The following is a 20,548-nucleotide window of genomic DNA, read 5'->3' as shown; positions in this document are numbered from 1 at the left end:
CATGAGCGTTACGGATACCACCAGCAGCCTGAGCATGAACGACATCCTGGCCAACTCGTCGAAGAAGGCCAGCAGCACGACGTCGGGCGGCATCGCTTCGGCGACCAACAGTGCCACCGGCGGCCAGGCGCTGGGCAAGGATGCTTTCCTGCAATTGCTGGTCACCCAGCTGAAAAACCAGAACCCGCTCGACCCGCAGGACAACAGCGCTTTCGTCGCGCAGTTGGCGCAGTTCAGCAGCCTTGAAGGCATCACCACGCTGAACTCCACCGTCAGCGGACTTGCCGGCAACTACAACTCGTCGCAGGCGCTGCAAGCGTCGTCGCTGGTCGGTCGCAACGTGATCGTGCAGACCAACACCGCCCAGCTCGATGACCCGAGCAAAGGCCTGACCGGTTCGGTCACCGTGCCTTCGTCGATTGCCGGCGGCACCGTGACCATCACCGACAAGGACGGCAAAACCGTGCGCACCATCGACCTGGGCAGCCGCGCTGCCGGCGATGCCAGCTTCACTTGGGACGGCAAGGACACTGCCGGCACCGTGGTTCCGGTCGGCACTTACACGTTCAAGGCCAACGCACCGATCAACGGCACCGCGACCGACCTGGCGACCTACCTGCCAGCGACCGTCAACAGCGTGACGATCAGCCAGACCGGTGGCGAGCTGATGCTCAACCTGGCCGGCAAGGGCACCGTTGCCCTGTCCAAAGTACAAACCATTGGTATATAGAGCCGACTAACCCGGCACGAAGGAGTGGAACATGTCTTTTAACATCGGCCTTAGCGGTCTCTATGCCGCCAACAAACAACTCGACGTCACCGGCAACAACATCGCCAACGTCGCCACCGCCGGTTTCAAATCCTCGCGCGCAGAATTCGAAGACGTCTATTCTTCGACTCGTCTGGGCAGCGGCAGCAAAGTGATCGGCAACGGCGTGCGCCTGGCCAACGTTTCCCAGCAGTTCACCCAGGGTGACATCAACAACACTGGCAACGTGCTGGACATGGGCATCAACGGTTCCGGCTTCTTCACCATGAGCAACAACGGCTCGATCTCGTACACCCGTGCCGGTACGTTCAAGGTCGACAACGCCGGTTACATCACCAACACCGACTACACCTCGCGTCTGCAGGGTTACGGTGTGGATGCCAACGGCAAGATCATCAACGGTGTGTTGACCGATCTGAAGATCGACACCTCGAACCTGGCGCCGAAGTCGACTTCGGCGGTGACTTCGAGCATCAACCTGAACTCTTCGGCACCCGTGATTGTTGATACCGGCGCTACTGCCGTGAAGTTCGACCCGTCGAAGCCTGAGACTTACACCAAGTCGTTCAGCACGCCGATCTATGACACTCAGGGTAACTCCCACGTCATGGATCAGTACGTGGTCAAGACTGGCGAGAATACCTGGAAGGTTTACACCCTGGTTGATGGACGCAACCCGGATGCCACCGGTAGCGATCCAACCAACGCCGCCACGCCTCCGGTTGCTTCGACATTGACGTTCGACAGTTCCGGCAAATTACTTCAGGTAAGTACACCGAGTACTTTGCCGCCGCCGGCGCCAAACCCGCTCATCAGCAGCGACTTGACGTTGAGTAACTGGAAACCAGGCACCGTGACCAACGGTGTTTTTACGCCTAACGGCGCGGCAGCAAATCCGGCTGGCGTGACCATTTCGATGGCCAAGACCACCCAGTACAACGCTGATACTTCGCGCACGATCCCGACTCAGGATGGTTACGCCACTGGCCAGATCACCAACCTGACCATCGACGGCACCGGTACGCTGTTCGCCAACTTCAGCAACAACCAGAGCAAGGCGATCGGCCAGGTTGCGCTGGCCAGCTTCACCAACGAACAGGGCTTGCAGGCTGTCGGCGGCACCAGCTGGAAAGAGACGTTCGCTTCGGGTATCCCGGGCTACGACGCGCCGAAGACCGGTACGTTGGGTGAGGTGGTGTCCAACTCGCTGGAAGAGTCGAACGTTAACCTGACCAACGAGCTGGTTGATCTGATCAAGGGCCAGAGCAACTATCAGGCGAACGCCAAGACCATCTCCACTCAGAGCACCATCATGCAGACCATCATTCAGATGACTTGATGTGATCTGATTGCTGCACTGAAAACCGACGTCCTAGGGCGTCGGTTTTTTTTTGTGCGCTGTCAGGCTTTTCTCAAATACCTACCGTTCGTCGGCAGCTGTGGTGCAGTAATTGCAGTTGCCCCCAGCAGAAGAAGGGGCGCGTCAAACTTTCGCAAGTCATGGAGACCTCTGGTTGCAAGGCGGTTAAGCGTCTCATCAATGACCACGCTCAAAAGTACTCGGCCTTATCGAGGCGATTCTGAAGTATTGCGTTGACTATCGATTCATCAAAAAGGCAAGGAAGAGACAATGGCAGTTATAAACGGAACCTCGGGTACGGACACACTGGTAGGCACGTCAAGTGCGGATGAGTTGTATGGGGTTGCAGGAAATGACTCGCTGAGTGGCGGCGATGGCAATGACTTGCTGGATGGCGGAGCAGGTGCTGATGTCTTGAATGGCGGGAACGGTATCGATACCGCGTCTTATGCCAGCTCGACGGCAGGAGTAACCGTCAATCTGACCGCTGGAACAGGTGTTGGCGGAGATGCTCAGGGCGATACCTTAACGTCTATAGAGGCCGTGATTGGTTCTGCATTTAATGACATTCTCACCGCCCAAGCATCCGGCAACACTTTAAGCGGTGGCGCTGGTAACGACATCTACTACGTCAACGGCACTTCGGTAAACGTCGTTGAAGCGGTGGGCGGCGGTGATGACGAAGTACGGACCATCCTGCTCAATCACACCCTGGCAACCAACGTCGAACGCCTGACCTACGTCGGTACCGGCAACTTTGTCGGTTACGGCAACGCGTCGGACAACGTCATCACCGGCGGGATCGGTAACGACATTCTGATGGGCGGCGCAGGTGCTGACCAGTTCATCGGCGGTGCAGGCACTGATACCGTGAGTTATACCGACAGCCCTGCGGGTGTAACGATCAACACCAAAACCGGAGTGAACTCCGGGATTGCTGCCGGTGATACCTACGTCGGCATCGAGATGCTGGCGGGCTCCGGCAGCAACGACACCTTTATCAGTGGTGCAACTGCCGATCAGTTTGATGGTTCGGGCGGTACTGACACCATTGACTATTCTGGGTCTTCCAGCGGTGTGACAGTAAGTCTGGTCGGAGGTGTTCTGGGTGTCGGTGGTGATGCCCAGGGTGACAAGCTGTGGAACTTCGAAACCGTCATCGGCTCGTCTTTCAATGACGTGTTGACCGGGCAAACCACGGGCAATGTCCTGAACGGCGGCGCTGGCGATGACATCTACTACGTCAACGGCACTTCGGTGAACGTGGTTGAAGCGGTCGGCGGCGGTGATGATGAAGTGCGTACTGTTTTGCTGAATCACACCCTGGCAGCCAACGTTGAACGTCTTACTTACGTCGGCACCGGTAACTTCGTCGGTTACGGCAATGCCTCAGACAACATCATCACGGGCGGGGCCGGTGCCGATACGCTGTCGGGCGGAGCAGGTGCTGACCAATTCTTCGGTGGCGCCGGTAACGATATCGTGAGTTATGGCGACAGCCCTTCGGGTGTGACGATCAACACCAAAACCGGGGTGAACTCCGGGATCGCTTTCGGTGATACATACGTCGGTATCGAGTTCCTGCAAGGTTCTGGCAGCAATGACACCTTTATCAGCGGCGAAGCTGCGGATCAGTTTTTCGGTTCGGGCGGCACGGACACCATTGACTACTCCGGTTCGTCCAGCGGTGTGACGGTGAGTCTGGTCGGCGGTGTTGCAGGCGTGGGTGGCGATGCCCAGGGCGACAAGCTGTGGGAATTTGAAACGGTCATCGGCTCGTCTTTCAATGACGTCCTGACCGGGCAAACCACGGGCAATGTCCTGAACGGCGGCGCCGGCGATGACATCTACTACGTCAACGGCACTTCGGTGAACGTGGTTGAAGCAGTGAGCGGCGGTGATGATGAAGTACGCACTGTTTTGCTCAATCACACCCTGGCAGCCAACGTTGAACGTCTTACTTACGTCGGCACCGGTAATTTTACCGGTTACGGCAATGCCTCAGACAACATCATCACGGGCGGGGCCGGTGCCGATACGCTGTCGGGCGGAGCAGGTGCTGACCAATTCTTCGGTGGCGCCGGTAACGATATCGTGAGTTATGGCGACAGCCCTTCGGGTGTGACGATCAACACCAAAACCGGGGTGAACTCCGGGATCGCTTTCGGTGATACATACGTCGGTATCGAGTTCCTGCAAGGTTCTGGCAGCAATGACACCTTTATCAGCGGCGAAGCTGCGGATCAGTTTTTCGGTTCGGGCGGCACGGACACCATTGACTACTCCGGTTCGTCCAGCGGTGTGACGGTGAGTCTGGTCGGCGGTGTTGCAGGCGTGGGTGGCGATGCCCAAGGCGACAAGCTGTGGGAATTTGAAACGGTCATCGGCTCGTCTTTCAATGACGTCCTGACCGGGCAAACCACGGGCAATGTCCTGAACGGCGGCGCTGGCGATGACATCTACTACGTCAACGGCACTTCGGTGAACGTGGTTGAAGCGGTCGGCGGCGGTGATGATGAAGTGCGTACTGTTTTGCTGAATCACACCCTGGCAGCCAACGTTGAACGTCTTACTTACGTCGGCACCGGTAACTTCGTCGGTTACGGCAATGCCTCAGACAACATCATCACGGGCGGGGCCGGTGCCGATACGCTGTCGGGCGGAGCAGGTGCTGACCAGTTCATCGGTGGCGCCGGTAACGATATCGTGAGTTATGGCGACAGCCCTTCGGGTGTGACGATCAACACCAAAACCGGGGTGAACTCCGGGATCGCTTTCGGTGATACATACGTCGGTATCGAGTTCCTGCAAGGTTCTGGCAGCAATGACACCTTTATCAGCGGCGAAGCTGCGGATCAGTTTTTCGGTTCGGGCGGCACGGACACCATTGACTACTCCGGTTCGTCCAGCGGTGTGACGGTGAGTCTGGTCGGCGGTGTTGCAGGCGTGGGTGGCGATGCCCAGGGCGACAAGCTGTGGGAATTTGAAACGGTCATCGGCTCGTCTTTCAATGACGTCCTGACCGGGCAAACCACGGGCAATGTCCTGAACGGCGGCGCCGGCGATGACATCTACTACGTCAACGGCACTTCGGTGAACGTGGTTGAAGCAGTGAGCGGCGGTGATGATGAAGTACGCACTGTTTTGCTCAATCACACCCTGGCAGCCAACGTTGAACGTCTTACTTACGTCGGCACCGGTAATTTTACCGGTTACGGCAATGCCTCAGACAACATCATCACGGGCGGGGCCGGTGCCGATACGCTGTCGGGCGGAGCAGGTGCTGACCAATTCTTCGGTGGCGATGGTTTTGACACGGTCAGCTACGTTGACAGCCTCACGGGCGTGACAATCAACTCCAAAACCGGAGTCAGCACGGGTATCGCTGCCGGCGATTCCTACAACAGTATTGAACAGATCCGGGGCTCCAATTACGGCGATATCTTTGTCGGTAGCGCCGGCTTGGATCGTTTTGATGGTGGCAATGGCAACGACATTCTCAGCTTTGCGGGTGAGGATTCGGGCGTTACGCTGGATCTGAGTGCTGCGGTGCTTACGGGTATTGCGGCGGGGGATATCTATGCGTCGATCGAGGCATTCCAAGGTTCCGCCTATGCCGATACCTTCACGGGCTCCGCCGCCGTGAGAGAGACCTTTATTGGCGGCGCTGGTGCGGATAGTTTGATTGGTGTCGGGCGTGGAGACTCTGCCTGGTACGTCAATAGCTCCGATGCGGTACAGGTCAATTTGCTGACAGGTTTCGGCACTGGCGGTGATGCCCAAGGGGACGCACTCATAAATATCGATAACCTTGTGGGCTCAGCCTTCAGTGACACCTTGACCGGTAATGCCTACGCCAACATGTTAGAGGGCGGTGACGGTAACGACGTCCTGTATGGCGGTGATGGCAATGACACTCTTTATGGTCATAGCTTCACGGATACTGGCGCCCTGACTGTACCTTTCTCGACGGATAATCAGGCTGATACCATCTATGGTGGTAACGGCGATGATTACATCATTGGGTATGTGCGTGATGTCGGTTCAGTTTTCTATGGCGAAGCCGGCAATGACAACATTACGGTCATTTCGGGTATCGCCGACGGGGGCGATGGCAATGACACGTTAATGGGCTTGGGTCATGGCTATGAGCTGCGCGGTGGTGCCGGTGCCGACAAGCTGTATCTGAGCGCTTCCGGTGACGGTTATGGTGGAGAGGGCAGCGATGCGTATTTTGTATCTTCCAAAACCATGGTCGCGATTTTCGATGACGGCACCACAGGGATCGATCTGGTCACTCTCAGAAACATCCAGAGTGTCAGCGATGTCCGGATCATGCAAAACGATCAGGGCGCCTACATCTTCAACGCCGCCGACCTGCAAAGCGGCAATCTGGACTCTGGCGTGTTCCTGAAAGACTGGTACAAGGGAGCCAACACCATTGAAACCTTCTACACCAACAACGGCGATTCCTTCACTATTCCGGTAGTGGGGCAGGCAATGACCGAGTTCGTGATGGGCTGACGAAGGTTGCAATGTTGAAACGGCGAGTCCCGTAATAGGGCCTCGCCGTTTTTTATGCCTGTGGTTTTTTCCATGCAAAAGAAACCCCCGACACACCAGAGGTCTGTCGGGGGTTTCTTTTGCCCGGAGCGTATCAGGCGTCTCGCAACGCCTGAAAGTCAGCTCAGCTTATTGGCAAGCTTCGCAATCCGGCTCGTCAATCGCGCAGGCCTTTGGCACTGGCGCCGGACCTGCCGGAGCGGCCAGGACCGAATCGTCGCCGTGGTTGCCGCCGCTGGAAACAGCGTTCAGCTTACCGGTGTTGATGGTCGACTTCTCGGTGCTGGTCGCGGCCAGGGCACGGAGGTAGTAAGTGGTTTTCAGACCACGGTACCAGGCCATGCGGTAGGTCACGTCGAGCTTCTTGCCCGATGCGCCGGCGATGTACAGGTTCAGCGACTGGGCCTGGTCGATCCACTTCTGACGACGGCTGGCGGCGTCAACGATCCACTTGGTGTCCACTTCGAACGCGGTCGCGTAGAGCTCTTTGAGTTCTTGCGGGATGCGCTCGATCTGCTGCACCGAACCATCGTAGTACTTCAGGTCGTTGATCATCACCGAGTCCCACAGACCGCGAGCCTTCAGGTCGCGAACCAAGTACGGGTTGATCACGGTGAATTCGCCCGACAGGTTCGATTTCACGTACAGGTTCTGGTAGGTCGGTTCGATCGACTGCGAGACGCCAGTGATGTTGGCGATGGTCGCGGTCGGTGCGATGGCCATGATGTTCGAGTTACGGATGCCTTTCTGTACACGGGCGCGAACCGGTGCCCAGTCAAGGGTTTCCTTCAGGTCGACATCGATGTACTTCTCGCCACGCTGTTCGATCAGGATCTGTTGCGAATCCAGCGGCAGGATGCCCTTGGACCACAGCGAACCGTTGAACGTCTCGTAGGCGCCGCGCTCGTCGGCCAGGTCGCAGGAAGCCTGGATCGCGTAGTAGCTGACCGCTTCCATCGACTTGTCGGCGAACTCGACAGCAGCGTCGGAGCCGTAGGCGATGTGCTGCAGGTACAGAGCGTCCTGGAAGCCCATGATGCCCAGACCGACCGGACGGTGGCGGAAGTTGGAGTTCTTCGCTTGCGGCACCGAGTAGTAGTTGATGTCGATCACGTTATCGAGCATGCGCACGGCGGTGTTCACGGTGCGTTGCAGCTTGGCGGTATCGAGCTTGCCGTCGACGATGTGGTTCGGCAGGTTGATCGAGCCCAGGTTGCAAACGGCGATTTCGTCCTTGTTGGTGTTCAAGGTGATCTCGGTGCACAGGTTCGAGCTGTGGACCACGCCGACGTGCTGCTGCGGGCTGCGCAGGTTGCACGGGTCTTTGAAAGTCAGCCATGGGTGGCCGGTTTCGAACAGCATGGACAGCATCTTGCGCCACAGGTCTTTGGCCTGGATGGTCTTGAACAGCTTGACCTTGCCCGGGTACTCGGTCAGCGCTTCGTAGTACTCGTAGCGCTCTTCGAAGGCTTTACCGGTCAGGTCGTGCAGGTCCGGTACTTCGGATGGCGAGAACAGGGTCCACTTGCCGTCATCGAAGACGCGCTTCATGAACAGGTCAGGGATCCAGTTGGCAGTGTTCATGTCGTGGGTACGACGACGATCGTCACCGGTGTTCTTGCGCAGCTCGATGAACTCTTCGATGTCCATGTGCCAGGTTTCCAGGTAGGCACACACAGCGCCTTTGCGCTTGCCACCCTGGTTCACGGCCACAGCGGTGTCGTTCACTACTTTGAGGAACGGCACAACGCCTTGCGACTTGCCGTTGGTGCCCTTGATGTAAGAACCCAGCGCACGAACAGGCGTCCAGTCGTTGCCCAGGCCGCCAGCAAATTTCGACAGCATGGCGTTGTCGTGGATCGCGTGATAGATGCCCGACAGGTCATCCGGCACGGTGGTCAGGTAGCAGCTCGACAGCTGTGGACGCAGGGTACCGGCGTTGAACAGGGTCGGGGTCGAAGCCATGTAGTCGAACGAGGACAGCAGGTTGTAGAACTCGATCGCACGGTCTTCTTTCTGCTTCTCTTCGATCGCCAGGCCCATGGCCACGCGCATGAAGAAGATCTGCGGCAGTTCGAAACGCACGCCATCCTTGTGGATGAAGTAGCGGTCGTACAGCGTCTGCAGGCCCAGGTAGGTGAATTGCTGATCGCGCTCGTGGTTGATCGCCTTGCCCAGTTTTTCCAGGTCGAAGGTGGCCAGCACAGGGTTCAGCAGTTCGAACTCGATACCTTTGGCGATGTAGGCCGGCAGTGCCTTGGCGTACAGGTCGGCCATTTCGTGATGGGTGGCGCTTTCGGCGACTTCGAGGAAGTTCAGGCCTTCGGCACGCAGGGTGTCCATCAGCAGGCGGGCGGTAACGAACGAGTAGTTCGGCTCGCGCTCGACCAGGGTACGGGCGGTCATCACCAGTGCGGTGTTGACGTCGGTCAGGGCCACGCCGTCGTACAGGTTCTTCAGGGTTTCGCGCTGGATCAGGTCGCCGTCGACTTCTTCCAGACCTTCGCACGCTTCGGTGACGATGGTATTCAGGCGGCCCATGTCCAGCGGCGCGAGGCTGCCGTCGGCGCGGGTGATGCGGATCGACGGGTGCGCGTTGACTGCTGCTTCGGCAGGAGCGTGAGCTGCGCGCTCTTTCGAACGACCGTCACGGTAGATCACGTAGTCGCGTGCGACTTTCTGCTCGCCGGCACGCATCAGGGCCAGTTCGACCTGATCCTGGATTTCTTCGATGTGGATGGTGCCGCCCGATGGCATGCGACGCTTGAAGGTCGCGGTGACCTGTTCGGTCAGGCGCGCAACGGTGTCGTGGATTCGCGACGAGGCGGCAGCGGTGCCGCCTTCAACTGCGAGGAACGCTTTGGTGATAGCGACGGTGATCTTGTCATCGGTGTAAGGAACGACAGTGCCATTACGCTTGATCACGCGCAGCTGGCCAGGCGCGGTGGCTGCCAGATCCGAAGTCGAATCGGCGGCCTGCGGCAAGGTGCCCTGCGGGTTCTCGCGAGTTGTGTCGGTTTGCATGGGGGGTGGTCTCCACATTCTCTATGTTTGTTTGGCACCGTCATGGTGCTCACCGTTCTGTACCGAAGCACTGCAACCGACGGGCGTCGGCATTACAAACTTCGGAACAGTAGGAAAAAGGCTGCAACGCCGCATCCTTGCCGAAGTTTTGGTTACGAGCCGAAGCTCGCCACCGGATTCCTTCGCGGGTGGCAGTCATGACTGCAACACCCATACCGTTTTGTCCGTTTCGGACCAAATAAAACGGTGCCATCCGCCAGTGCGGTTTGGGCTTGAAAAAACTCGCTTGTTCTACCGGAAACTGGCCATAAAGCACTTGAGTTTCAGGTCTGAAATGTGGTTGGGCGTTTTAGGTGAAAACCCTATATGTAGGGTCTCTGTTTTCGCCGTGCTACAAGATAATGCGTTTTAGGGGGGGATTGCAACGTACTACCTGTGGATAAGCCTGTGCGTAATTTGTGTAAGAAACAGGGAAAACGCGTGTAGGCCGCGAACCTGCTGAGCCAGACCGTTTGTCACTGTTTTTTTGCCTGGAAAAACGCTTCAGCGGTTTTTTAAGGGCGCGAACCCTATCACAGAATTCGGCCTTGTCCGAACGCATTTACCGACTTGTTTTCCGGGTGGCCGGCGTTTATACAATCGCTGGGCGCATGGGCATTTTTATCCTCCTGAAACATGACAGATGATCGGGAGGTACACGCAGGATTGTGGGAGCGAGCCTGCTCGCGAATCGGTTGACCACTGAGCATTCAGGTTGGAGCAACAGACGCTTTCGCGAACAGGCTCGCTCCCACAGGTTTTGTCCGTGTCAGGCGATTGTCTTTCTTCTTTTAATAAAAACAGCAAGCAGAGGTCACCGGTGGAGCAACAAACCTGGCAGGTATTGATCGTCGAGGATGACCAGCGGCTGGCCGAGCTCACCCGCGATTACCTGCAAGCCAATGGCCTGCGCGTGGAGATCGAAGGCAACGGTGCGCTGGCGGCGGCGCGGATCATCAAGGAGCAGCCGGATCTGGTGATCCTCGACCTGATGCTGCCCGGCGAGGATGGCCTGAGCATTTGCCGCAAGGTGCGCAGCCAGTACGACGGGCCGATCCTGATGCTCACCGCGCGCACCGACGACGCTGATCAGATCCACGGCCTTGATCTCGGTGCCGACGACTACGTATGCAAACCGGTGCGTCCGCGCTTGTTGCTGGCGCGGATCCAGGCGTTGCTGCGCCGCAGTGACACACCGGAGCCGGTCGCGGAAAAATCCCGGCGGTTGCAATTCGGTCCACTGGTGGTCGACAACGCATTGCGCGAAGCCTGGCTGAGCGACAACGGCATCGAGCTGACCAGCGCCGAGTTCGACCTGCTGTGGCTGCTGGTGTCCAATGCCGGGCGGATTCTTTCCCGGGAAGAAATCTTCACTGCCCTGCGCGGCATCGGCTACGACGGCCAGGACCGCTCGATCGACGTGCGCATCTCGCGCATCCGCCCGAAAATCGGCGACGACCCCGATCATCCGCGCCTGATCAAGACCATTCGAAGCAAAGGCTATCTGTTCGTCCCTGAGGCCTGCGCAGACCTGGCGCTGTGAATTCGATCTTCCTGCGCATCTATGGCGGCATGTGCGCCGCGCTGATTCTGGTGGCGGTGCTCGGCGTACTGGCGCTGAACCTGCTCAATCAGGTGCGCAGCGAGCAATATCGCGAACGCCTGGCCCACGGCACCTTCTCGCTGATGGCCGACAACCTGCAACCGATGAACCAGACCGAACGCCATCGCGCGCTGCTGGTGTGGGAGCGGCTGCTCGGTATACCGCTGACGCTGAAGAAATTCTCTGAAACCGACCTTGATCTGGCCCAGCGCACCCGTGTGTTGCGCGGTCAGGCGCTGGTCGAGCAGACGGGGCCACATGCGGCCAAGGTCTATCGGCTGATCAGCGAAAAAGAGCAGCTTGTACTGGTAGGAGAGGTGCAGCAGATCAGCGAGCAACTGGCCCGGGCGACCATTTATCTGCTGGCCGATGAGCTGGTGCGGGTGCCGGTGGGTGAGCAGCCCAAACGTCTGGCGCAGATAAAACAGGAAAAGGGCTTTGGCTTCGATCTGCGTCTGGTCACGGTAAATGACGCCGACATGGACGAAGACCAGAGCCGCCGCGTGGCCGAGGGCGATACGGTGATGGCGCTGGGCAAGGGCGGCGATTCGATCCGCGTCTTCGCCGGTATGGTCGGCACGCCGTGGGTGCTGGAAATCGGCCCGCTGTACCAGATGAATCCGTACCCGCCGGAATGGCTGGTATTGATTGCCGCGCTGGGCCTGACGCTGATCGGTCTCATCGTTTATCTGTTGGTGCGTCAGCTTGAGCGGCGTTTGCGCGGTCTCGAAGCAGCGGCCACGCGCATCGCCAAGGGCAGCCTGGAAACCCGCGTGCCGGCGCGCGGTGCCGACTCGGTTGGACGGCTGGCGTCTGCGTTCAACGGCATGGCCGAGCACTTGCAACAGTTGCTGGCGATCCAGCGTGAACTGGTGCGCGCGGTTTCTCACGAACTGCGTACCCCAGTGGCGCGGCTGCGTTTCGGGCTGGAAATGATCGGCACGGCAACCACTCCGCAAGCGCTGGAAAAATACCGCGAAGGCATGGATCACGACATTGAAGACCTGGATAAGCTGGTCGACGAAATGCTCACCTACGCACGACTGGAGCAAGGCTCGCCGGCGCTGACCTTCCAGCGCATCGACCTGGATGCGCTGGTCAATCAGGTGATCGAAGAATTGGCGCCGCTGCGCGCCGAGGTCACGGTACAGCGCGGATTGTGTCTGTCATCGGCCGACAACGACGGCGCCTGGGTCGAGGCCGAGCCGCGTTATTTGCATCGGGCGCTGCAGAATCTGGTGGGCAACGCGATGCGCCATGCGCATTCGCAGGTGACGGTGAGTTATCAGGTCGGCCAGTTGCGCTGCCGGATCGACGTCGAGGACGACGGGCCGGGCGTGCCGGAAGTGGCTTGGGAGCGGATCTTCACGCCGTTTCTGCGCTTGGACGATAGCCGCACGCGGGCCTCGGGCGGGCATGGTCTGGGACTGTCGATTGTGCGGCGGATCATTCACTGGCACGACGGCCGCGCGATCATTGGCAAGAGCAAGAGCCTGGGTGGGGCGTGTTTCAGTCTGAGTTGGCCGAGGAATCAGGAGCGCCGGTAGGGTGTGTAGTGGCAGGGCTGGCCCCATCGCTGGCAAGCCAGCTCCCACAGGTTTTGCGGGTGTACATTGTCTCTGTGTACACCGCGAATACTGTGGGAGCTGGCTTGCCAGCGATGAGGACCATGCAGGCAATGCAAAACTTCAGGCAGGAATGCTGACCAGACTCAACAACTGCCCATCCTGCACTCCGAACTGCGCCTCCAGCTCCGATCCATTGCGCCATTCGCTGGACAAATCAGTCAGCAACCGCAGCCTGACCTGGCCCGCCTCAGTCCATTCCAGCACTTCGGCATGCTCGAAATAAAAGCGCTGCTGCACAATCGGGTAGAGCGCCTTGAACAAACTTTCTTTGACCGAAAACGTCAGGGTCACCCGCAGCGCCAGTTGCTCCTGAGAACCCGCCGCCATGCGCTGCATTTCCGCCGGCGTGAGAATTTCCCCGGCCAGGCGTTCAGCGCGCTCATGGCTCAACAGGTTTTCCAGATCCATGCCCAAGCCGCGCCAGTGCTGCTTGTTGGCAACAATCGCTGCTGCGCGGCCGGTGCTGTGGGTGATCGAACCGCAGATATGCGCCGGCCACACCGGGGCGCGATCGTCGCCGATCGGCGGGACGACGTTCAGGCCTTCGAGTTGTTGCAGCGCGGCACGGGCGCAGACGCGCCCGGCGAGGAATTCGGCCTGGCGTTTGGCTACCGAGCGCTGAATGCTCGGTGGCGCCGGCACAGCGCTGCGCTGGAAGTCATCGCCAAGCAGGCGTGCCGGGTCGAAGTGGGTACTGAGCAGTACGGTATCGGCCAGGACCGTCGGCAACGGCCAGTGGCTGTCGAGCGCAGTGCAGCAGGCGGGCAGGGCGGGGGTGAAGTTCATGGCGGGCATTTTGCCGGTTAGTCGGGGCGAGGTCGAGATCGGCGGTGAAGCCTTCGCGAGCAGGCTCTCTCCCACAAGGGATCTTCTGGGCGACAGATATCCGGTGTGGGAGCGAGCCTGCTCGCGAAAGCCGTGCCTCGGTCGTTACTGACTCAACCGAAAATCTTCTTGAAGAACGCCTGCATATCCGCCCACGACTTCTCGTCCGCCGCCTTGTTGTAACCAATGTCCGGCCCGCCATGCTCGCCATGGCTCAGGCGATCGGCATCCGGGTTGCTGAAACCATGCTTGGCGCCATCCAGGCTGACAAACTGGTAGTCAGCCCCGGCCTTGTCCATCTCCGACTTGAACGCGGTGACGTGGTCCTGAGTGACCATGCTGTCCAGCGCACCGTGCTCGACGAGGATTTTCGCCTTCACACTGCCCGGAGTCGCCGGGGTCTTGGTCGCCAGCGCGCCATGGAAACTCACCACACCGGCCAGCGGCACACCCTGACGCGCCGCATTCAGCACCACGGCGCCACCGAAGCAATAACCGATGGCGGCAATCCGGTTCGGGTCGGTCTGCTGTTGCTTCTTCAACAGATCGAGCCCGGCGGCGAAGCGCTTGCTCGCCGCATCGGCGTCCTTGGTCGCTGCCTGCATGAAGGCCATGGCGTCTTTCGGGTGCTCGGTGTTTTTGCCTTCGCCGTACATATCGATGGCCAGAGCGCTGTAGCCAAGTTCGGCAAGATCCCGCGCGCGGCGCTTGGCGTAATCGTTCAGCCCCCACCATTCGTGGACCACGACAACGCCGGGGCGTGGGCCTTTGATCGCGTCGTCATAGGCGTAGTAGCCGATCAGTTGGCTGCCGTCGGCGCTTTGATAAGGGATTTCTTCAGTCTTGATCGCAGCCTGGGTGAGGCTGCTGACCGCCAGCAAAGTGAGGGCGAGGAACAGGCGCATGGTCGGGTGTCCTTATTGAAAGTGGTCAGAACAGCCTAGTCGATCCGGTTCAGGTCAGGTTCAGAGACGGTTCAGGGGCCGTACAGGGGCGGCTCAGTAACCTTGCGCCATACCCAAACAGCACTGTGAAAGAGGAAATACCCATGACTCGTTTAAACAAATTGCTGCTGGCTTTTACCCTGTTAGGCTCCAGCATCGCGGCGAATGCCGACGACACCAGCAAATTCGCCGGCCTGACATTCGGCCAGACCAGCGACAAGATCGACAAGTCCCACGCGCTCAACAACAATCTCGGCAACCCCAACGTCACCGGGGCCATCGACGGCAACAACACCTACGGCATGCGCCTCGGTCAGCAAAACAGCCAGGGCCGCTACTACGCCACTTACGACAACGTTTCCGGCTCGCACAATGGCGTTAAACTGCGCCAGGAAAATCTGCTTGGCAGCTATGACCTGTTCTACCCGGTGGGCGGCAGCACCAAATTGTTCGGTGGCGCCACGGCCGGTCTGACCAAGCTGACGCAGGATTCGCCAGGTTTCAGCCGTGACAGCGACATCGGTTACGCCATCGGTGGCCAGGTCGGTGTGTTGCAGCAAGTTTCGCAGAACACCTCGGTGGAACTCGGTTACCGTTACCTGCGCAGCAACGCCAGCACCGAAATGAAAGAGAGCGGCGGCAGCAAACAGGGCTCACTGGACTTGACCAGCAGCGCGCAGACCTACCTGTCGGCCAACTACTATTTCTAAGCGGTTGTCGCAGTTTGAAGTGTGGGAGCGAGCCTGCTCGCGAAAGGTGTATCAGCCGCCAATTGCCTGGCTGATCCACCGTATTCGCGAGCAGGCTCGCTCCCACAGGTAGTTGCCTGGAGAGTTCAAGTGATAGGGAGAAAGGCATGAAACTGTTGGTCGTCGAAGACGAGGCGCTGTTGCGTCATCACCTGCAAACCCGCCTGACGGAAAGCGGTCATGTGGTCGAGTCCGTGGCCAATGCCGAGGAGGCGTTGTACCAGACCGGCCAGTACAACTTCGATCTGGCGGTGATCGATCTCGGCCTGCCGGGCATGGGCGGGCTCGACCTGATCCGCCAGTTGCGCTCGGGCGGCAAGACCTTCCCGATCCTGATCCTCACCGCGCGCGGCAACTGGCAGGACAAGGTCGAAGGCCTCGCCGCCGGTGCCGACGATTACGTGGTCAAGCCGTTTCAGTTCGAAGAACTCGACGCACGCCTGAACGCATTGCTGCGCCGCTCCAGCGGATTCACCCAGTCGACCATCGTTGCCGGGCCGTTGCTGCTCGACCTCAATCGCAAACAGGCCAGTCTCGACGAGCAACCGTTGGCGCTGACCGCTTACGAATACCGCATCCTCGAATACCTCATGCGCCATCATCAGCAGGTGGTGCCCAAGGATCGCTTGATGGAGCAGCTGTATCCGGATGACGACGAGCGCGATCCGAATGTCATCGAAGTGCTGGTCGGCCGTCTGCGCCGCAAGCTCGAAGGCCCGGCCGGGTTCAAACCGATCGACACCGTGCGCGGCCTCGGTTACCTGTTCAATGAGCGCTGCACTTGATCCGTTCCCTTCGCGTTCGCTTGATGCTCGCCGCCACCACCTTGGCGGTTTTGTTCATGCTCGCTTTGTTGCCGGCGATGCAAGGCGCCTTCAGCCTTGCCTTGCAGGACTCGATCGAGCAACGTCTGGCCTCCGACGTCACCACATTGATCTCCGCCGCCCGGGTGGAAAACGGTCGGCTGGTGATGCCGTCGCAATTGCCGGACGAGCGCTTTAACCTCACCGATTTCCGCTTGCTCGGCTATATCTACGACCGCGACGGCAAACTGGTGTGGCGCTCGAAAGCCACCCAGGAAGAACAGATCAACTACAAACCGCGCTACGACGGCCTCGGCAACGAGTTCGCGCGGATTCGTGAAGCCAGCGGTCAGGAGTTCTTCGTCTACGACGTCGAAGTCAAATTGCTCGGCGGCAAAAGCGCAGCGTTCAGCATCGTCGCTCTGCAACCGGTGCGTGAATACGAAACCACCCTCGAAGGCCTGCGGGAAAATCTCTATCTGGGCTTCGGCGCGGCATTGCTGGTTTTGCTCGCGCTGCTCTGGATCGGCCTGACCTGGGGCCTCAAGGCCTTGCGCCGCTTGAGCCAGGAACTCGACGAAATCGAAGGCGGTACCCGCGAAAGCCTGACGGAAAAACACCCGCGTGAACTGCTGCGCCTGACCGGCTCGCTCAACCGCTTGCTGCTCAGCGAACGTCAGCAACGCAGCCGCTACCGCGACTCCCTCGACGACCTCGCCCACAGCCTGAAAACCCCGTTGGCGGTGCTGCAAGGCGTCAGCGAAGACATGGCCCAGCGCCCCGCAGACCGCGATCAGGCCTGGGTGCTGCAAAGTCAGATCGAACGCATGAGCCAGCAGATCAGCTACCAACTGCAACGGGCCAGCCTGCGCAAAAGCGGTCTGGTGCGCCATCAGGTGCGCCTGCAACCGGTGCTCAAAAGCCTGTGCGATACGCTGGACAAGGTCTACCGCGACAAACACGTGCGCGTGACCTTTGATCTGCCCGAGCACTGCTACGTGCCGATTGAGCAGGGCGCCTTGCTGGAAATGCTCGGCAACCTGCTGGAAAACGCCTATCGCCTGTGCCTCGGCGAAGTGCGGGTCAGCGTGCGCGAGTCCTTGGCCGGGATCGAGTTGTGTGTCGAGGACGATGGCCCGGGTGTGCCACTCGATCAGCGTGCGCGAATTCTCGAACGCGGCGAACGCCTGGATGCCCAGCATCCCGGGCAGGGCATCGGGCTGGCGGTGGTCAAGGACATCATCGAAAGCTACAACGCGCGTTTGGCTTTGGGCGATTCACCGATGGGCGGGGCGGCGTTCAGGATTCATTTTCCTGCGGTGTGAAGGTTGGCAGTGCCAGCCTCTTCGCGAGCAGGCTCGCTCCCACCTTGAAACGCAATCCCCTGGGGGAGCGAGCCTGCTCGCGAAGGCGTCTGACTTCACAACTCCTGCGCCCGATAAGCCCCCGGTGTCAGCCCCGTCCATTTCTTGAATGCCCGGTGAAACGCCGAAGGCTCAGAGAACCCGAGCTGCTCGGCAATCTGCTGCAACGACAGCTCCGCCCGGCCCAGATGATAGATGGCGATATCCCGCCGCAGCTGATCCTTGAGCTCCTGAAAACTGCTGCCTTCCTCGCGCAAGTGCCGGCGCAAGGTTTGCGGGCTGATATGCAGATGCGCGGCGACGGCTTCCAGATCAGGCCAGTGCGCGGCATCGCGGCTGAGCAAGCGGCGCAGGCGGCTGCTCAGGCTGTCGCCGTCGTCCGGGCGCGAGAGCAGGTCGGCGGGGGAGCGTTCGAGAAAATGCTTGAGCGTGCGTTCGTCCTGCAACAGCGGCATGGCCAGATAGCGACTGTGAAACAGCAGGCTGCTCTGCTCGGCATCAAAGGTCAGCGGGCAGGGGAACAGCAGGTCGTATTCGCCGCCGTGCTCGGGGCGCGGATAGCTGAAGGTTGCCTGCTCAAGGCGAATGCGCTGGCCGATCAGCCAACTACCGAGGCGGTGCCAGATCACCAACAGGCTCTCGCTGAGAAAATGATCCGGGTCCCACAACTGCGCGTCGTCCAGGCTCAAACGCACCCATTCGTCTTCGCGACGCAGGGTCAGGCGTGGGGCGTCGGGGAACAGGCTGTAAAACAACAAACCGCGTTGCAGAGCCTTCTCCAGGTTACGGCAGTGAATCGAGGCGTGGCACATCATGGCGAAGCTGCCGGGCTTGCTCGGCGCATTGCCGAAACCCAGGTATTCGTCGTCCAGCGCCAGCCACAAGCCCTGAATCAGCCGGGTGAACTGCTCCGGGGCAATTCGCGCGCGGGGCTCGTCGAGCAACTCCGGGCTGATCCCCAGTTGCTGCAACAGCCCAGAATAATCCAAGCCGCGACGGCGGGCACCGCCAAGGGCGGCACGGGCGAAATGGCTGGCGATGGTGCGTTCGCGCATAAGCGGCAATCCTTGTTCAGGCAACGATCGTAACGGCGGGCCGGCAACGCAACAAGGCGGATTTCCGCCAAATTGCAGGACGCTGAACGCTGAGTTGGCGGAAATCCGCCATGCCTCAAGTCACTGATTGGTGACAGGAAAATCCCGCAGGCCCTGATATCAAAAGGCTTGCTGCCATTCGCACCAATCTGGCACGACGTTTGCGATACAAGCGACAGAAGCGTGCATTTCTCCGCCGAGTAAAATGCCGTTCCAACAACAAATCCCTCCAGTGCAGGAGGGTTCGCAATTAAGGTTCGGCGCTCGACAGATGGATGTTGCCGCTGGACGCTTGAGGAAACCTGCAATGACGACTCGTCAGCCACTGTACAAATCCCTGTATTTCCAGGTGATCGTTGCCATCGCCATCGGCATCCTGCTTGGTCACTTCTATCCGCAGACCGGTGTGGCCCTCAAGCCCCTGGGTGACGGCTTCATCAAGCTGATCAAAATGGTCATCGCCCCGATCATCTTCTGTACTGTTGTCAGCGGCATCGCCGGCATGCAGAACATGAAATCGGTAGGCAAGACCGGCGGCTACGCGCTGCTGTACTTCGAAATCGTTTCCACCATTGCCCTGCTGATCGGTCTGATCGTGGTCAACGTTGTGCAACCGGGCGCCGGCATGCACATCGACGTCACCACCCTCGACGCCTCGAAAATCGCCACCTACGTGACGGCCAGTAAAGACCAGAGCATTGTCGGTTTCCTCCTCAATGTGATCCCGAACACCATCGTCGGCGCGTTCGCCACCGGTGACATCCTGCAAGTGCTGATGTTCTCGGTGATCTTCGGCTACGCCCTGCATCGCCTCGGCTCGTACGGTCGTCCGCTGCTGGACATGATCGATCGCTTCGCCCACGTGATGTTCAACATCATCAACATGATCATGAAACTGGCGCCACTGGGTGCGTTCGGTGCCATGGCGTTCACCATCGGTGCCTACGGTGTCGGCTCGCTGGTGCAACTGGGCCAGTTGATGATCTGCTTCTACATCACCTGCGTTCTGTTCGTCGTGCTGGTGCTGGGTGCGATCTGCCGGGCTCACGGTTTCAGCGTGTTCAAGCTGGTGCGCTACATCCGTGAAGAACTGTTGATCGTACTGGGTACGTCCTCGTCGGAATCGGCACTGCCACGCATGCTGATCAAGATGGAGCGTCTGGGCGCGAAGAAATCCGTCGTGGGTCTGGTGATCCCGACCGGTTATTCGTTCAACCTCGACGGTACTTCGATCTACCTGACCATGGCGGCCGTGTTCATCGCTCAGGCGACCGACACGCACATGGATATCACCCACCAGATCACCCTGCTGCTGGTACTGCTGCTGTCCTCCAAAGGCGCGGCGGGTGTGACCGGTTCGGGCTTCATCGTCCTGGCCGCGACACTGTCGGCGGTAGGTCACCTGCCGGTTGCCGGTCTGGCGCTGATCCTTGGTATCGACCGTTTCATGTCCGAAGCCCGCGCACTGACCAACCTGGTCGGTAACGCTGTAGCGACCATCGTCGTCGCCAAGTGGGTCAAGGAACTGGACAACGATCAACTGCAGGCCGAGCTGGCTTCCGGCGGTCGCGGTATCTCCGACGAGCGTGAAGAAGACGACCTGGGTGTGGCTGAAGGCCCAACCCCGAGCAATGTGAAGTAAGCATCGCTTGCACAGAAAAACCCGCTTCGGCGGGTTTTTTCTTGCCCGGAATTTGAGCGCAACGGTCACACCTGCTGACATTTGCGGTGATTGCCGCATCGGCGATGGCTGCCTAGGCTGAGTACATCGCCCAAGGAGTTC

13 protein-coding genes are annotated in these 20,548 nt (G+C 59.4%); 9 read left to right on the top strand and 4 right to left on the bottom strand.

Annotated features, from left to right (window positions below):
• Position 1: 1 nt before the first annotated feature.
• From flgD to BXA01_RS08590, 3 genes are all read left to right on the top strand, one after another.
• Complete coding sequence (gene flgD, locus BXA01_RS08600) at positions 2-730, top strand: flagellar hook assembly protein FlgD (protein WP_016773615.1); 729 nt, start codon at positions 2-4, stop codon at positions 728-730.
• A gap of 31 nt (positions 731-761) precedes the next feature.
• On the top strand, positions 762-2,108 hold the full coding sequence (gene flgE / locus BXA01_RS08595) for a flagellar hook protein FlgE (protein ID WP_076563858.1): 1,347 nt from the start codon (positions 762-764) through the stop codon (positions 2,106-2,108).
• 291 nt (positions 2,109-2,399) lie between these two features.
• Positions 2,400-6,653, top strand: coding sequence for a beta strand repeat-containing protein (locus BXA01_RS08590; RefSeq protein ID WP_157115959.1), 4,254 nt, complete (start codon positions 2,400-2,402; stop codon positions 6,651-6,653).
• 168 nt (positions 6,654-6,821) lie between these two features.
• On the opposite strand, the gene BXA01_RS08585 is transcribed toward BXA01_RS08590, so the two are convergent.
• Positions 6,822-9,716, bottom strand: a complete 2,895-nt coding sequence (locus BXA01_RS08585; protein ID WP_024013986.1) for a ribonucleoside-diphosphate reductase subunit alpha — start codon at positions 9,714-9,716, stop codon at positions 6,822-6,824.
• 859 nt (positions 9,717-10,575) lie between these two features.
• Between BXA01_RS08585 and BXA01_RS08580 the strand changes: the two genes are divergently transcribed.
• Both BXA01_RS08580 and BXA01_RS08575 read left to right on the top strand, forming a co-directional pair.
• Positions 10,576-11,298, top strand: a complete 723-nt coding sequence (locus BXA01_RS08580; protein WP_056788095.1) for a response regulator — start codon at positions 10,576-10,578, stop codon at positions 11,296-11,298.
• On the top strand, positions 11,295-12,905 hold the full coding sequence (locus BXA01_RS08575; RefSeq protein ID WP_076563857.1) for an ATP-binding protein: 1,611 nt from the start codon (positions 11,295-11,297) through the stop codon (positions 12,903-12,905). Before BXA01_RS08580 ends, BXA01_RS08575 begins: the two co-directional genes overlap by 4 nt.
• A 141-nt stretch (positions 12,906-13,046) precedes the next feature.
• On the opposite strand, the gene BXA01_RS08570 is transcribed toward BXA01_RS08575, so the two are convergent.
• Together BXA01_RS08570 and BXA01_RS08565 are read right to left on the bottom strand one after the other, a co-directional pair.
• Positions 13,047-13,772, bottom strand: a complete 726-nt coding sequence (locus tag BXA01_RS08570; protein ID WP_076563856.1) for a 4'-phosphopantetheinyl transferase family protein — start codon at positions 13,770-13,772, stop codon at positions 13,047-13,049.
• A gap of 152 nt (positions 13,773-13,924) precedes the next feature.
• Positions 13,925-14,716, bottom strand: a complete 792-nt coding sequence (locus BXA01_RS08565; RefSeq protein WP_076563855.1) for a dienelactone hydrolase family protein — start codon at positions 14,714-14,716, stop codon at positions 13,925-13,927.
• A 143-nt stretch (positions 14,717-14,859) separates the two neighbouring features.
• Here BXA01_RS08565 and BXA01_RS08560 point away from each other — a divergent pair, with 143 nt between their 5' ends.
• From BXA01_RS08560 to BXA01_RS08550, 3 genes are all read left to right on the top strand, one after another.
• On the top strand, positions 14,860-15,465 hold the full coding sequence (locus BXA01_RS08560; RefSeq protein WP_076563854.1) for a hypothetical protein: 606 nt from the start codon (positions 14,860-14,862) through the stop codon (positions 15,463-15,465).
• A 146-nt stretch (positions 15,466-15,611) separates the two neighbouring features.
• Positions 15,612-16,289: a response regulator transcription factor gene (locus BXA01_RS08555; RefSeq protein ID WP_016773623.1), complete on the top strand. Its 678-nt coding sequence runs from the start codon at positions 15,612-15,614 to the stop codon at positions 16,287-16,289.
• Complete coding sequence (locus BXA01_RS08550; protein WP_073472181.1) at positions 16,286-17,632, top strand: ATP-binding protein; 1,347 nt, start codon at positions 16,286-16,288, stop codon at positions 17,630-17,632. The genes BXA01_RS08555 and BXA01_RS08550 overlap by 4 nt, the downstream gene beginning before the upstream one ends.
• A 95-nt stretch (positions 17,633-17,727) precedes the next feature.
• On the opposite strand, the gene BXA01_RS08545 is transcribed toward BXA01_RS08550, so the two are convergent.
• A complete protein-coding gene (locus BXA01_RS08545) occupies positions 17,728-18,726 on the bottom strand; it encodes an AraC family transcriptional regulator (protein ID WP_076563853.1) in 999 nt (332 codons plus the stop codon).
• A 346-nt stretch (positions 18,727-19,072) separates the two neighbouring features.
• Here BXA01_RS08545 and BXA01_RS08540 point away from each other — a divergent pair, with 346 nt between their 5' ends.
• Complete coding sequence (locus BXA01_RS08540) at positions 19,073-20,407, top strand: dicarboxylate/amino acid:cation symporter (RefSeq protein WP_076563852.1); 1,335 nt, start codon at positions 19,073-19,075, stop codon at positions 20,405-20,407.
• Positions 20,408-20,548 lie beyond the last annotated feature (141 nt).

Source organism: Pseudomonas sp. B10 (assembly GCF_900156235.1).
GTDB classification, from domain to species: Bacteria; Pseudomonadota; Gammaproteobacteria; order Pseudomonadales; family Pseudomonadaceae; genus Aquipseudomonas; species Aquipseudomonas siliginis.
This window is presented reverse-complemented; position numbering and strand designations above follow the sequence as displayed.